Annotated in this window: 12 protein-coding genes and 2 pseudogenes; 6 read left to right on the top strand and 8 right to left on the bottom strand. The window is 30.3% G+C overall.

Going from position 1 to position 14,588, the window contains the following annotated elements:
* Positions 1–67: 67 nt before the first annotated feature.
* From ACIJYA_RS04025 to ACIJYA_RS03995, 7 genes and pseudogenes are all read right to left on the bottom strand, one after another.
* Positions 68–2,248 (bottom strand): hypothetical protein, encoded by a 2,181-nt coding sequence (locus ACIJYA_RS04025; protein ID WP_435087381.1) that lies wholly within the window; start codon positions 2,246–2,248, stop codon positions 68–70.
* 115 nt (positions 2,249–2,363) lie between these two features.
* Complete coding sequence (locus tag ACIJYA_RS04020; protein WP_435087380.1) at positions 2,364–3,515, bottom strand: M24 family metallopeptidase; 1,152 nt, start codon at positions 3,513–3,515, stop codon at positions 2,364–2,366.
* The gene (locus ACIJYA_RS04015; protein WP_435087378.1) at positions 3,515–4,291 is read right to left on the bottom strand and encodes a fumarylacetoacetate hydrolase; all 777 of its coding nucleotides are present in this window, start codon (positions 4,289–4,291) and stop codon (positions 3,515–3,517) included. Before ACIJYA_RS04015 ends, ACIJYA_RS04020 begins: the two co-directional genes overlap by 1 nt.
* Before the next feature lie 9 nt (positions 4,292–4,300).
* Positions 4,301–5,104 (bottom strand): M23 family metallopeptidase, encoded by an 804-nt coding sequence (locus ACIJYA_RS04010; RefSeq protein WP_435087376.1) that lies wholly within the window; start codon positions 5,102–5,104, stop codon positions 4,301–4,303.
* On the bottom strand, positions 5,089–5,847 hold the full coding sequence (locus ACIJYA_RS04005) for an SDR family NAD(P)-dependent oxidoreductase (RefSeq protein WP_435087374.1): 759 nt from the start codon (positions 5,845–5,847) through the stop codon (positions 5,089–5,091). The genes ACIJYA_RS04010 and ACIJYA_RS04005 overlap by 16 nt, the downstream gene beginning before the upstream one ends.
* Position 5,848: 1 nt before the next feature.
* A pseudogene (locus ACIJYA_RS04000) lies at positions 5,849–6,440 on the bottom strand (TerC family protein).
* Positions 6,440–8,035, bottom strand: a complete 1,596-nt coding sequence (locus ACIJYA_RS03995) for a GMC family oxidoreductase (RefSeq protein WP_435087372.1) — start codon at positions 8,033–8,035, stop codon at positions 6,440–6,442. The pseudogene ACIJYA_RS04000 and the gene ACIJYA_RS03995 overlap by 1 nt, the downstream one beginning before the upstream one ends.
* 149 nt (positions 8,036–8,184) lie before the next feature.
* Between ACIJYA_RS03995 and ACIJYA_RS03990 the strand changes: the two genes are divergently transcribed.
* From ACIJYA_RS03990 to ACIJYA_RS03965, 6 genes and pseudogenes are all read left to right on the top strand, one after another.
* On the top strand, positions 8,185–9,282 hold the full coding sequence (locus ACIJYA_RS03990) for a TRAP transporter substrate-binding protein (protein ID WP_435087370.1): 1,098 nt from the start codon (positions 8,185–8,187) through the stop codon (positions 9,280–9,282).
* 68 nt (positions 9,283–9,350) lie between these two features.
* Entirely contained in the window at positions 9,351–9,989 is a 639-nt protein-coding gene (locus tag ACIJYA_RS03985) for a TRAP transporter small permease subunit (protein ID WP_435087368.1), read from the top strand.
* Positions 9,990–11,324: a TRAP transporter large permease gene (locus tag ACIJYA_RS03980; protein ID WP_435087366.1), complete on the top strand. Its 1,335-nt coding sequence runs from the start codon at positions 9,990–9,992 to the stop codon at positions 11,322–11,324.
* A gap of 26 nt (positions 11,325–11,350) precedes the next feature.
* On the top strand, positions 11,351–12,808 hold the full coding sequence (locus ACIJYA_RS03975; RefSeq protein ID WP_435087364.1) for a cytosine permease: 1,458 nt from the start codon (positions 11,351–11,353) through the stop codon (positions 12,806–12,808).
* Positions 12,809–12,812: 4 nt separating this feature from the next.
* A pseudogene (locus ACIJYA_RS03970) lies at positions 12,813–13,559 on the top strand (SDR family NAD(P)-dependent oxidoreductase).
* A 218-nt stretch (positions 13,560–13,777) separates the two neighbouring features.
* Positions 13,778–14,428, top strand: a complete 651-nt coding sequence (locus ACIJYA_RS03965; RefSeq protein ID WP_435087363.1) for a DUF3047 domain-containing protein — start codon at positions 13,778–13,780, stop codon at positions 14,426–14,428.
* Here the strand turns inward: ACIJYA_RS03965 and ACIJYA_RS03960 are convergent, their stop codons facing one another.
* Complete coding sequence (locus ACIJYA_RS03960; RefSeq protein ID WP_435087362.1) at positions 14,429–14,569, bottom strand: hypothetical protein; 141 nt, start codon at positions 14,567–14,569, stop codon at positions 14,429–14,431.
* Positions 14,570–14,588: the final 19 nt, after the last annotated feature.

The raw sequence follows: 14,588 nt of genomic DNA, 5'->3' as shown, positions 1-14,588 counted from the left end.
ATTGGGATTCTTTGGTTCATAATGTTGCTATGCGATGGGGAATGTAAAAATATCTAAGTAAAATTTTTTAATTTTCAGTATCTTTTAAAGTAGGATTCCATAATGTTTTAAATTGATTTTTTAAAAACCATTTTCTTAAATCTTTGTTATCATCACACTCGAATAAATCAGGGTTTCTAAAATAATTAAATTCAGAATCTTCAAGTATTCCAATTTGAATACAATTATCTTTGTATTCACCAAGTTGATTATTTTTCATTTTTGTATAAATATTTACAACGTGAGCTGCTACTTCACGACCTTTATAAATTCCTGTACCATAATCAATTGTTTTTATTTTAAACTCAGATGATTCCCATCCTTTTAAAAATAGATCATCATAGTATAAGTAAATATCTTGGAACATTGTGGTAAAAAAATTACCTTCAAACTTTTTATCAAGATAAAATTTTTCAAATTCTTTTTGCATTTTATTTTTGAACCCATTTGTTTCATTTTCATGTTTTTTTCTTAAATTAGCTGTATATTCTCTAAGTAATTCTCCAGAGTTTTTCTTCTTTTCTATGTCCTCTGCTTCTTTTTTTTGTTGGTTAAGTTTTGTTTTTTGTTTTTTAATTAATTCATCTTGCTCCAACAATTCTGCTTCATCTACATCTTTTGGGTAAAACCATTTGCCAATTAGTTCATATTCTACTGATGCTTTGTCCATAGCATTTATTAAAATTTTTAGATTTGCTTCGCTTGTGTATAAAAAACCACAATTATCTCTTTGTATATTTATAAAAATTTCTTCGGTACTACCAAATTTTAACGAATTATATTCTTTATCGACTCCAGTTAAAGCATATTCATCATTCAGTTTATTAACTAAAAATAAATGCTTTTTTTCATCTTCAGGTATTACCAAACAAAGTTTTTGACTATTGTTTGCTAGTACAATTGATCCAAATCCTTCTATCTCTGATTTTAATATGCTATTCTTTAATTCTTTACTTTTTTCTTTTCTTAATTCAAAGAAAATTTCTATATCCTCTAATCTTTTAAAATTAATTAAAAATAAATCTTTTTTAGTAAATAGATCTGTAAATTTAGAAAAATCAGCACTTTCGAGTGAGATTATATTTTTAGAAGCTGTTATTATAATATCATTTTTTAAAATAGAAGTTGAATCACAATTATTTTGAAAATAGAAATATTGTATATCATACTTATCCATTAATAATTTTTTCAAATAAACATCTTGAAACTTATTTAAATTTGAAGAATTAAAATAACAATAAGATGCAGAATTTTTATCAAAAGTAAGTTCACCTGATAAATTAAATAAGGCGTGTGGGGCTGTCGAAGTTAAATTAGCTATTATAATGAAATCATTGTCTTTAAAATCTGATTTAATAATTTTTTTTATAAAATTGACTTTATTATTTTTATCACTATTTGCTGATTGTTTTACTTCTTCAGCTTTCTTTTTCTTTACTTCTTCAGCTTTCTTTTTCTTTACTTCTTCAGCTTTCTTTTTCTTTACTTCTTCAGCTTTCTTTTTCTTTGCTTCTTCTTTTTCTTTTTCGAACAGTAAAATTTTCTCTTTTACTTGTTTTTTTAAGGAAGCTTCTCTTAGATGGGGAATGAATTCATAAAGAACGTTGTCTCCATTTATATCAATAACCATACACTCTTGAAATGGGATTCTATATTTTTTTATATCTGCTTCACATGCATTCATAACAAGATTCACAGCCAAATTTTTGGAAGAACCACTCCACCATGTCCAAGTATGTTTAGCTATAGATTTTATGTTTGGATCTTTTGTAATTCTGGAAAATTCTCTTTCAACATTTAATGTTATAGCAAAAGCTTTATAACCATTGGGAGGATCCCAAGTTAAATATTTCTTCTTGTATCTTTTTGCACTTTTATATTTTGAATTAATAATTACTTCAAAAAGTTTATCTGCATTTTCTTTGGTATATTCAATTTCCCCTTCAGGCAAAATATCATTAAATAATGATTTTGCTTCTTCTACTGTTACTCTTACATTAAACTCTTTTTTGTAAGCTTTGACAGCGTTAGAAAAATTTTTGAAACCATAATTTTTAGCTTCGTTGTCAAAATTAATTTCATGTCCTCTTTCAGCCAAGATAACCAGTTGTTCAAATAACCCTTTCGAGTCTTTGGCTTTAGCACCTGAAATAAATATGAATGACGATAAACAGAAAAAAATTAAGAAATTAAAAATTTTATAAATCATTTGTTTCTTTAATGTTGGTTAATAAGTTTACACTTTTTTTTAAAATAATTAAGAAATTTTAAATAGCAAATAGCTTAGTAAATAAGATATCTTTTTATTTTGAATCAGGATGAGACTAAAGGACCACCAGATCTAGCTTTTTTTTTCCTAGTCTCTCGTTGCCATTTTCTGTCACAAGATAAGTTTCTCCTAGATTCATGGCTAATTCATTATCTGAGTCCATAAGTATCATGTGCATGAAGAAGACATTTCCGGGCTGTATGACATATGGATTGCCAGTGTAAAGCATGGGCCAGTCCATCCAATTAGGTGAAAAAGTCGATCCCAATGAATAACCACAAGCATTCATTCTTGCTTTATTAAATCCTAAATTATCAAAAGTTGTTGCGTGAGCATCAAAAACCTCTCCAGCAGTTTTTCCTGGAACTAAAGTTTTTACACAATTCGTTAATGCATCAACACAAGCTTCATGCATTTTAATATGTTTGGGATCAGCTTTTCCGATAGGGATAGTTCTAAACATTGCAGAGTGATAATGTTTAAAAGTACCAGCCCATTCTAGACTTAGTTGATCTGTATCTGATAAGTTTCTTTTTTCAGCTTGATATCTACAGAGTAGTGCGTTATCACCTGAGCCAATAATATACTCATTAGCAGGGTAATCACCACCACCTTCAAGAACTGCTCTTTGCATTTCAGCTAAAATTTTTGCTTCATTAGCACCTGCTTTTGTGTATTTCCATGCTTCATCCAAAGCTCTATCTGCCAGCTCAGCGGCTTGTTTTACATAAACTAATTCTTCATTAGATTTAATAACTCTTAATTTTGTTATTAGTTCAGATTGGTCTTCAACTTTACAATAATTTTCTAAGGATTTATTTAATCTTAAAGCATTACGTCCTGTCATTCCATAAGCTTCATATTCAATACCTATTTTTTTATTTTTTAGATCAAGTTCATCTAATATTATTTTAAGATCATTTGTAGGATTAATCCCATCTTTATCAACCCAAATTCTTATATCTTGGATATTCGATGTATTTTGAGCTTGTCTTAAGTCAGGTGCTCGAGTTAATAAAACTATATTTCCTTTTTGATCTAAAACTAAAGTTTGAAAAAAAACATATCCAAATGTATCGTATCCTGTAAGCCAATACATTGACTCTTGTCTAAACATTAAAAGAGCATCTAAATTCTGCTCTTTCATAGATTTTAAAACATCTTGTTTTCTTTTAGAAAACTCTTCTTTGCTGAAATGAAGTGCCATTAAGAAATAATTGCTTTTACTGAACCTAATTTATCAATTTTACCAGTATATAAACCTTTACCAAGAATAGGAACCACACCTACAGTAGAACCTGTAAAAACATAAAAATCTTTACCTAAATCAACTTTGTCTTTCTTAACTTTGTTTAAAACAAATCTTAAAGAGTTTAGTGGGTTAATGTAAACAGCATTTGTATTTCCATTGACACTTTGTTTAACTTTTTTGTTTGAAATATTAGCTTTTAAATTTCCAATATTTATCTTTTTATATTTTTTCTTTTGCCCAATCAAAAACTTAACATTTCCTCCAAAATCACTACTTAAATCGCCAAAAGAGGTAATACCTTTTCTTTTTTGTCTATAACCAACCACCTCAATACAGGGAGCCATATGAGATATAAATTTGGTAACATTTTTGCTTGTAATTAAACCCTTTGAGTTAAAAAAAGATTTCTTTATTAAATAACAAACCTCAAGTTCAATTCCTAAAGTTGAATTATTTATTTTAACACACTTACCATTTTTTAAAAAATTTCTTTTATAAACTGAAGCATAAAAAGGTTCTTTTTCTTTTAATTTTTTTAAAAGAGGAATTCCGGTCCCACCAGCTTTATAACCAATTATTGGATCTTTAATCTTACTTTCACATAATTTTCTAAATTTATCTGCTTCTGCTAATTTTTGAGTAAATTTTTTTGGAATAGGTGCAATAATTTTATTTTTTAGAAAGGCGTTAACTAATTTATCTGAAAGTTTATCTTTTAAAGTTTTTTTCATATAACTTTATTATTTTAATACAGACATTGGATCAAGTCTTGTTTGAAACCAATTAATTCTAAAATCTAAATGTGGGCCAGTTGATCTTCCTGTTGATCCAACAGTCCCAATTACATCCCCTTGATTTATTTGGTCACCAACTGATACCAAAATATTTTCGAGGTGAGAATATATTGTTGATATTCCATGGCCATGATCCATTATAATTGTTCCACCAGTATAATATAAATCATCTTCAGCCATTGTTACCACTCCTGTTCCAGAAGATAAGATCATTGTTCCTTGTTTTGCAGCAATATCAATACCGTAATGTGGCCATCTAGGTTTACCATTTAATATTCTTTGACTTCCATAAACACCACTTATGATTCCTTCAACGGGCATGATAAATTTTTCTTTAAAGAAAAGTAAACTAGAATTAATTGATCTTGCTTCACCAATAGCGTTATTTTCTTTTTTAATTCTTTTATAAACTGACTCTGGAGGAGTTACTTTACTTTCCGCAAGGCCGTCAATTCTTTGAATATTATATTTTCTTTTTAAAACTTTTTTTGTAATTTTAGATGTTTTTCCATTTAAAGTTTTCGTAAAAGTTAGGTCAAACTTTCTGTCTCTATCAATTCCAAAAACAAAGAAGCCATCTCTGGATACTTTTACTTCTTTTTTATTAACTTTAATTTTAGCTTTAGGATCAGTTTTACCTAAAATAAAATGCCCTTGAGTGAATTTCCCTTGAAATTCTATGGCGTTAACTTGAGAGGTCGTGAAGATTAAAAATACTAAAAAAAATCTATAGATTATTGAGCTGTCCATCCGCCATCTATTACTATTGATGTTCCTGTGATCATTGAAGAAGCTGATGAAGCTAAGAAGCAAACTGATGTTGCAATATCACTCTCTGTTGCAGCTTTCCCTAATGGAATATTACCTAAAGCTAATTTTTTAAACTTTTTATTTTTGAAAAAGTTTTTAACCATTGGTGTTTCAACAAAAGTAGGTGCTACAGTATTAACTCTAATATTATTTTTCGCCAGCTCAACACCCATACCTTTGGTCAATCCTTCAATACCAAATTTAGTCATGTTGTAGACATTTCTACCACTCATGCCAACATGGCCTAATTGAGAAGACATGTTGATTATTGAACCAGGTCTATTTTTATTTTTTAACATTTTTTTAACCACAAGTTGAGCAACATTAAAAGCTGCTTTAAGGTTTAAATCAACTAAGTAGTTCATACTTTGTTGTTTGATTTTTTCAAATGGTTCAGGAATATTAGTTCCCGCATTATTAACAAGAACATCTATAATCTTAATCTTTTCTATCTTTTGTTTTAAATCATTATAGTTCATTACATCACATGGAACTTTAACAATTTTGCCTTTAACTTTTTTTATCTCTTTTTCTAATTTATCTAAATCAGATGAAGTTCTGCTTAAAGCAATAACTGTTGCGCCTGCTTCAGCCAAGGCAATAGAGCAAGCTCTACCTAAGCCTTTACCAGCACCTGTTACTAATGCGTATTTATTTTTTAAGTTAATTTTTTGTAAATACATATTAAATAAATAATTTTAAGTCTGTATAGATTAATTCTATAGCAACTACCAGAATAGCAATTAATCCAACCCAAGCAATCCACTTATACTCATTAATCCATCTAGATATTAAATTTGCAGCAGTAGCCATTAAAATAATTGACAAAGCTAATCCAAAAATTAATAATACGTAATGATCCCCAGCAGCTCCTGCTACACCTAGTACATTATCTAGAACTCATTGTAAAATCAGCCAATAAAACTGTCCATATAGCTTTCATGAAGCTTGAATTATCAACTTTTATATCTTCTTCATTAGATTGACCTTTGATCACATCAACATAAAGTTTGTAGACAATATAAAGTAATAATAATCCACCAATTAGTCTTAATCCTGTAATTTGTAGTAAGTATGCTGTTAACATTGTTAAGATAATTCTTAAAATTACAGCACCACCTATGCCCCAAAAAATTACTTTTTTTCTTTGTTCTACTGGAAATTTAGAAGCAACCATTCCAATAATAATTGCATTATCACCTGCTAATACTAAATCTATAAATATAATTTGACTTAAAATAACGAGCTGTTCAGCTCCAAATAATTCTGAAAACATTAGCTGCTTAATATCATATCTGCACCTTTTTCTGCAATCATTATTGTTGGTGCATTTGTATTTCCTGAAGTGATGTTGGGCATAATCGAAGCATCAATTACTCTTAAATTGTTAACACCTCTAACTCTTAATTTTTCATCAACTACTGACATATCATCTTGACCCATTTTACAAGTCCCAACAGGATGAAATATAGTTTGTGCATAATTTGAAGCATCTTTAACTAATTCTTCATCATCATTAATATTTATTCCAGGCCTATATTCCTCTGGTGCATATTTTTTAAACGTTTCAGACTCTAATATTATTTTTCTAGTTAATTTAAGGCCTCTTGCGGCAACCATTCTATCGTGATCAGTTGAAAGATAATTTTGTTTAATTTTAGCGTAAGTTCTTAAATCTTGATCTACTATACTCACGTGACCTCTGCTTGTGGGTCTTATATTTGATACAGTAGGAGTGAAGGCATGAAAATCATGGTTTTTAGTAGCACCCAATGTATCCATACTCATTGGTTGAACATGCCACTGCAAATCTGGCAATTCTAAAGAAGGATCACTTTTGGCAAACATACAAAGTTGACTGGCACCCATTGTCATTGGGCCACTTCTGTTAAACACATACTCTAATCCAATCATCAAATTACCAAACAAACTATTAATTTTTTTGTTAAGTGATTTTAGTCCATGAACTTTATATATTGGTCTTAACATTAAATGGTCATGTAAATTTTCACCAACTCCATTTAATTCTTGTACTAAATTTATCCCTAATTTTTTTAATTTTTCCGCATTACCAATACCTGATACTTGTAAAATTTGAGGTGAGCCAATTGCTCCAGAGGAAAGAATTATCTCTCTATTGGCTTGCACTTTTTTAAGTTCATCACCATGCCAAAATTCTACTTCTTTAGCAGTTTTGTTTTCAAAAATTATTTTTTTTATATGAGCATTAGTAACAATTCTTAAATTTTTTCTATTTTTGATTGGATTTAAATAACCAACTGATGTGCTGCATCTAAAACCATTTTTTTGGGTTACTTGGAAATAACCACATCCATGATTATCACCAGTGTTAAAATCTTTAGTTTTAGGAATACCAAACTCTTCAGCAGCGTTTTGGAATTCATCTAAAAGAGGCAAATGAATTCTTTGATCAGAAACTGATAGTGGGCCGTCAGCTCCATGAAACTCACTTTTTCCTCTCTCTTGATTTTCAGCTTTTATAAAGTAGGGTAAAACATCGTCCCACCCCCAACCAGAATTTCCGGATTGTCTCCAAATGTCATAGTCTCTATGTTGACCTCTTATATAAAGAAGACCATTAATTGATGAACTTCCACCTAAAGTTTTTCCTCTAGGATATCTTATGGAAATATTGTTCATACTTTCATCGGGCTCTGTTCGATAACACCAATCAGTATTTGGATTGTGCATTGTTTTAAAATATCCAACAGGAATATGAATCCAAGGATAGTTATCTTTACCACCAGCTTCTAAAAGTAAAACTTTATGATTTGGGTTTTTAGATAATCTATTAGCAAGTACACATCCTGCAGATCCAGCACCAAGAATTATAAAATCAAAATTTTCCATTAACTTAGAACTCTTATAAATTAAAATTATTTATTTATAACAAATTTACTAAAAAATGTTGAATAAATACATATTAGCCCTTGTTATACTTTTAAAATTTTGACAGGGTACTTTTTTTATAAAAAAAACAACAAGAGGGAAAATACAATATGAAAAAAATCATATCATTAGTTGTAGGAACACTTCTTTTAACAGTAATGACTGTTACAGGAGCAAATTCTGCACAAACTCTTAAGTGTCAAACTGTAATTAGTGCAAAAGCTGACGAAGTGAAAATGTTAAAAGATTTCACTGACACAGTAACTGAACTAACAGAAGGTTCACTTAAGTTCGAAATTATGCCAGCTGGATCAGTAGTTGGTGTTAAAGAAACTTTAGATGCAGTAGATAAAGGTCTTATCGATTGTGGTTTCGCTTGGACTCACTATTGGTCAGGTGATCACCCAGCAGCTATGTTATTTGGTTCGCCAGTAGCAGGTGCAGGTGTTGGTATTGATAACATCGCATTTTTATCTTGGTTCCAATATGGTGGTGGTAAAGAACTTTACGACCAACTATGGTCTGAGATGGGAAGAGACATCAAAGGATTTATGTTACAACCAGTAGGCCCAGAAGCTTTAGGTTGGTTCAAAGAGCCAATTAACAGCATGGCAGACTTTAGAAAGTACAAGTTCAGAACTCCTCCAGGAATTCCAGGACAAACTTATAAAGATATTGGTGTAGCTTCTGTTGCAATGGGTGGTGGAGATATTCTTCCAGCTCTTGAAGCAGGAACAATTGATGCTGCTGAATGGTGTTGTCCAAAACCTGACATGACATTCGGTTTCCAAAAAGTTCTAAAACATTACTACCTACAAGGTCTTCACCAAGTAGTAGTAAACGCTGACTTCTATTTAACAGGAAGCAAATATAAGAAAATGTCTGCTTTAGAGAAGAAAGCTTTAGAAGTTGCTGCGAATGCATCTCTATCAAAATCAATGAGTTACAGAATATACGAAAACGGAAAAGCTCTTGCAGAGTTAACTGGAAAACATGGTGTAATTTTACATGATACTCCAGCTGACTACTTCCCAGCGTATATGGCTGCTGCTAAAAAATCTTTAGAGACTAATGCTGCTAAGAACAAGTTCTTTGCTCAAGTATGGCAGTCTCAAAAAGACTTTGCAGATATTGCAGTACCATTCTGGTCTGGATCTCAAATGTCTAATGCTAAGCTAGGAATGGCTCACGCAGCGACATTAAAATAGTATTAAAACTTTATATAAAGCGGACAAGAAATTGTCCGCTTTATTTTTATTAATTAAAGAATTTTTACATGCCAAGAAATCACAAACCCAAACAACCAGTTAAACCCATGAAGCTCGATATTTCAGATGAAATGATAGCTGAAAGAAGAGGTGGTTCAGGACCAATGCCCAAGAGCATGCCCAAGTGGATGGCATCTTCAATTACAAAAATTGATTTATTTAGTAAACGGGTAGGAAATGTTGTTTGTTGGATTACAGTTCCTTTAATATTGGCAATGACATATGAAGTTTTAGCCAGAAAATTATTTACAGCACCAACAATGTGGGCATACGACATGAGCAGATTTATGTACGGTGCTTTATTTATGTTAGGTGCAGGTTATGCACTATCAAAAGGTGTGCACATTAGAGCAGATTTTTTATATAGAAATTTTAAAACCAAAACACAGGGAAGAATAGATTTTTGGTTATACCTTTTATTCTATTTCCCAGGATTAATTGTTTTTCTTTATATGACTACTGGCTTTGTTCAGGAGTCGATAATGAGAGGTGAAAGAGGAATGGATACAGCTTGGATGCCATATATGTGGCCTATTAAAGCTTCCCTATGGTTTGGGATAGTTTTCTTGCTTATTCAAGGAGTTTCAGAGTTATTTAAAAGTTATTGGGCTGCCACAAAAGGTGTTTGGCCGGGAGAAGAAGAATAAATGTTAGCAGAGTTTATAGATCCAGCGATTTTAGGTTTTGTTTTAATTGGAGTAATGTTGTTCTCTATATTTGTTGGATTTCCAATTTCATTTACATTGATATTTTTAGGATTTGTATTTGGTTACTTAGGTTTTGGTAAATTAGTGTTCTATTTAATGACTTTGCAGTTCTCAATGGTCATGACCGAACAAACCTTGGCTGCCGTCCCGCTCTTTGTCTTTATGGGAATAATGATGGAACAAGCTGGATTAATGGAAAGATTATTTTCTGCATTCCAGTTGATGTTAGCAAAAGTTAGAGGTTCACTTTATTACGCAGTGTTATTTGTTTCAGTGGTATTCGCTGCCGCAACAGGAATAGTTGGTGCTTCAGTTACAATTTTAGGAATCATGGCTGCAAAGTCCATGAACAAATCAGGATATAATGTAAGATTAGCAGCTGGAACAATTACAGCCGGAGGTACTTTAGGTATTTTAATTCCACCAAGTATTATGCTTGTTGTAATGGGACCGATTATGGAAATACCTGTTACTGATTTATTTGCAGCTGCGATTATCCCAGGAATTTTACTTGCTACTCTTTATGCTGCATACACAACTATTAGATGTTGGATTGATCCAAGTTTGGGTCCAGTGTTACCACCAGAGCTTAGAGCAACAAGCATGAAAGCTGTTTGGATTGAGTTCTTTTTAGGATTGGTTCCACCTGCAGCATTAGTATTTGCAGCACTTGGAAGTATTCTATTTGGTTTTGCAACACCAACAGAAGCTGCTGGTTGTGGTGCAATGGGTTCTTTACTTTTGGCTTTAGCATATAAAAAATTAACATTAAAAAAATTACAAGATGCATTAGTTAAAACTTTAGAAATTTCAGCTTTAATAATGGTTTTAGTTGCTGCTTCAAATTTCTTTGGTGCAGTTTTTTCAAGACTTGGAACTCCAATGTTATTAACTGACTTTTTACTAGGTCTTGAGATGAATAAGTATTTAATCTTAGCTTTGATCATGGTGATGATCTTTTTGCTAGGATGGCCTTTAGAATGGGTTCCAATTGTCATGATTATAATTCCAATAATCTTACCTTTAGTTGAGGCATTAGGGTTTAATTTGACTTGGTTTGCAATCTTGGTTGCGGTCAATCTCCAGACGGCCTGGCTGTCTCCCCCTGTAGCCTTATCTGCTTATTTTTTAAAAGGAGTTGTTCCAGAATGGGATTTAAAAGATATCTATTATGGAATGATGCAATTCATGGTCATTCAGGTAATAGGTTTAGTATTAATAATTATATTCCCTAAGATCGCATTGTGGTTACCTGCCTATCTATATGGACAGTAGAAATTATTAGTTTATTATAATTTTTAGTGAATCAGCCAAAAGTAAAATATTCTCTTTCAAACTGGGATCTTGTTACAGTTAACCCAAATTATAAAAAATGGGATTGGAAAGACCTCTTTTGTTATTGGGGCGTTAATGTTCAAAGTATAATAGGATTTTCTTTAATTGCCTCATTATACACGATTTATAGTTTGAACACTTTTGTAGTTTTTTTTGGAACTATACTAGGATCATTGTTAGTTTATTTATTTTCAAATTTAATCGGTGCACCCTCACAAAAATTTGGCTTACCATTTGCAGTTTTATTAAGGTCTTCTTTAGGGTTTAGAGGTGCAAAATTTTTTGGTTTATTTAGAAGTATTGTTGGAATATTTATGTTTGGTATTCAAACATATTTTTTATCAAAAGCTATTGGTTATCTTATAAGAATATTAATTTTCTCAATTGATAATTCTCTTTTAGATCAAGAAATCTTTCTTACATTTTTGTTAGGACTAAACATTATTGACTGGATATCGTTTAGCGGTGTTATTATTTTTCAAGCACTAATATTTAGTGTGGGAATTCAATTTAATAAAAAGTTAATTAATATTTCGGCTATTACAGTTTATGCTGGAATGATATTTTTTTTCTTTGTTGTACTTTTAAGTGATGTAAAGGTCACATCTAAAGCGTTTATTGACATTTTAGATTTTAAAAATTTTTTAGATATCAATAATTTAGTGCCATTAGTAACAGTAGCAGGAACAATTTTTACATATTTTTCAATAATAATTCTGAGTTTTGGAGATTATTCAAGATATGTAAAAGATGAGAAAAATTTAGAAAAAGGAAATTACAGTTTAATTTTAAATCTAATTATATTTTCATTTTTTGCTGTGTTTATTGTTATTGGATCTGACACATTTTTAAATCAAAAATTTGAAGATTTAGACAGAATTTTTACAAATCCTACAGATATCATTGGTAAATTTGATAATTTGCAAATTACCATTGCAGTTCTTTTTTTTATAATTGTTGCTTCAGCCTCTACAAACTTGGTAGCAAATTTTATCCCATCTCAATATTCACTTATTAATTCTATGCCAAGTAAACTAACTCTAAAAAGTGCTAGTTATATAATTTCAATTATAGGTTTTTTAATTGGAATTTTTTGGCTTACATTTTTAAGTCAAATTGGAATTTTGTCTTTTATAGATACATTTGGTGCATTTTTTGGACCTTTATTTGGTTTAATAATAACTGATTATTATCTGATAAAAAAAAGTAGCTTAAGTAATAAAGATATCTACTCTGTTGAAGTCGACAGCGCATATTATTATTCAAAAGGATGGCACATCAAAGCAACATATTCTTTAATTTTGGGTTTTATTTTTTCTGCTTCAACAATTTGGAATGTTAATTTAATGTTTTTACAATCTTACGCATGGATAATTGGTGCAATTGTCACCTCAATAACATATTACTTGCTCGCAAAAGAATAAATTTATGAATGAATTTGATTTTAAAAATAGAACAGCTGTAATAACTGGTGGTGGTCAAGGGTTTGGTCTTGATATTGCAAAACGCTTTTTAAACTCTGGTGCTAAAGTTATAATTTGGGATATAGACGAAAACTTGCTTAAATCAGCTATTGATGAAGTCAATAATCCTAATTTAAGTTATAATGTAGTAGATGTTTCGAATTATAAACAAATTGAAAAAATAGTTTCAGACATTACAGCAAAATCAAATATTGATATTTTAATTAATAATGCTGGGATAACAGGCCCAACAGCTCCATTGTGGGAGTATGACGTCGAGACGTGGAATAAAATAGTTCAAATAAATCTTAATGGTACATTTAATTGTTGCAGAGCGATAGTTCCAAATATGATTTAAAATAACTATGGTAGAATAGTAAACGTAGCATCTGTTGCTGGTAAAGATGGAAATGCAAATGCAAGTGCTTATAGTTCTGGAAAAGCAGGCGCAATAGGCCTTACAAAGTCTCTTGGAAAAGAACTTGCCGATAAAAATATAGCTGTAAATGCCGTAACTCCAGCAGGAGCCAAAACAAGAATTTTAGATCAAATGAGTAAAGAGCATGTTCAAAGAATGCTTTCCAAGGTACCCAGAGGGAGATTTCTTGAAATACACGAGTTTACAGCATTGGTTTGCTGGCTTTCTTCAGAGGAAAATTCTTTTTCTACAGCGGCTGTGTTTGATATTAGTGGTGGTAGATCTACGTATTAATACAATTAGTAGTTATAAATTTTTAATAATTTTTTCATTTTCATTAATATTAGTATCTTTTCCTATAACTGGTGCAAAAATCATTACAGACCAATAGATTAATAATAAAAAAATTGAAATTGTTTTCATTATTTTGATTTAATGACAAATATTGAGTTAAGAATGTTTAAAATATGTCTAAAAGTTGTAATTAAAAAATAATTATTTATAAGTTTTTTATGATCAGAATTTTTAGTTTAATTTCTTTAATTTTTATTTCATTTTCTTCTGTTAACGCAGATGTCACAAATGTTTTTGAATTTACAAATTCAGAACTATCCAAATTAGAAGTAAGAAAAGTAAGAGGAGCTGATAATAAAACAGTTTATTCTATAGGATCTAATGAGAATGGTAATTATTTAAAAGCTGTTGCTGATAATGCAGCTTCAGGACTAGGAAAAGAGATAAATATTGATCTTAACAAAACTCCATATATCAATATTACTTGGAAAATAGAGAGAGATTTAAAGGGAGTTAAAGAAAATACCAAAAAAGGACATGATTTTGCGGCACGTGTTTTTGTCATAAAGAAAACAGGAGCAACTGTTTTATCAAATAGGGCTATAAATTATGTATTTTCGAGTAATAATGGGGTGGGATTTAATTCACCAAGTCCATATACAAAAAAATCTATAGATAATGTTTTGGCAACCACAAAAGAAAATTTGGATAAGTGGGTTACAGTTAAGGCAAATGTTAAAGATGATTTTAAAAAATTTCATGATTTAGATGTAAGCCAATTAGATGGCTTAGCGATTATGGTAGATACTGATAACTCAAAAATGAAAGCTGTCTCTTATTTTCAAAATATTTATTTTTCAGCAAATTAATTAACTTTTAAAATATTTTTTTAATCCTACACTTAAAAAAGATAAAAGAATTGCCACAATAACATCCTCTATTGGTTGTGCGTTAGGAAAACCAAAATTCCACAAAATAACTCCAATTAACCAAATAATATATATTTTCATTATTCAAATTATATCTTAG

The sequence above is a fragment of the Candidatus Pelagibacter bacterium nBUS_29 genome, assembly GCF_051200905.1.
Classification (GTDB): Bacteria; Pseudomonadota; Alphaproteobacteria; order Pelagibacterales; family Pelagibacteraceae; genus Pelagibacter.
This window is presented reverse-complemented; position numbering and strand designations above follow the sequence as displayed.

What these genes read in the sequence shown, in the direction of transcription:
- ACIJYA_RS03985 (WP_435087368.1), top strand. Translation starts at nt 9,351, where the DNA reads ATGCCAAGAAATCACAAACCCAAACAACCAGTTAAACCCATGAAGCTC.
- ACIJYA_RS04010 (WP_435087376.1), bottom strand. Translation starts at nt 5,104, where the DNA reads ATGGACAGCTCAATAATCTATAGATTTTTTTTAGTATTTTTAATCTTC.
- ACIJYA_RS04020 (WP_435087380.1), bottom strand. Translation starts at nt 3,515, where the DNA reads ATGGCACTTCATTTCAGCAAAGAAGAGTTTTCTAAAAGAAAACAAGAT.
- ACIJYA_RS04015 (WP_435087378.1), bottom strand. Translation starts at nt 4,291, where the DNA reads ATGAAAAAAACTTTAAAAGATAAACTTTCAGATAAATTAGTTAACGCC.
- ACIJYA_RS03965 (WP_435087363.1), top strand. Translation starts at nt 13,778, where the DNA reads ATGATCAGAATTTTTAGTTTAATTTCTTTAATTTTTATTTCATTTTCT.
- ACIJYA_RS04025 (WP_435087381.1), bottom strand. Translation starts at nt 2,248, where the DNA reads ATGATTTATAAAATTTTTAATTTCTTAATTTTTTTCTGTTTATCGTCA.
- ACIJYA_RS04005 (WP_435087374.1), bottom strand. Translation starts at nt 5,847, where the DNA reads ATGTATTTACAAAAAATTAACTTAAAAAATAAATACGCATTAGTAACA.
- ACIJYA_RS03980 (WP_435087366.1), top strand. Translation starts at nt 9,990, where the DNA reads ATGTTAGCAGAGTTTATAGATCCAGCGATTTTAGGTTTTGTTTTAATT.
- ACIJYA_RS03995 (WP_435087372.1), bottom strand. Translation starts at nt 8,035, where the DNA reads ATGGAAAATTTTGATTTTATAATTCTTGGTGCTGGATCTGCAGGATGT.
- ACIJYA_RS03960 (WP_435087362.1), bottom strand. Translation starts at nt 14,569, where the DNA reads ATGAAAATATATATTATTTGGTTAATTGGAGTTATTTTGTGGAATTTT.
- ACIJYA_RS03990 (WP_435087370.1), top strand. Translation starts at nt 8,185, where the DNA reads ATGAAAAAAATCATATCATTAGTTGTAGGAACACTTCTTTTAACAGTA.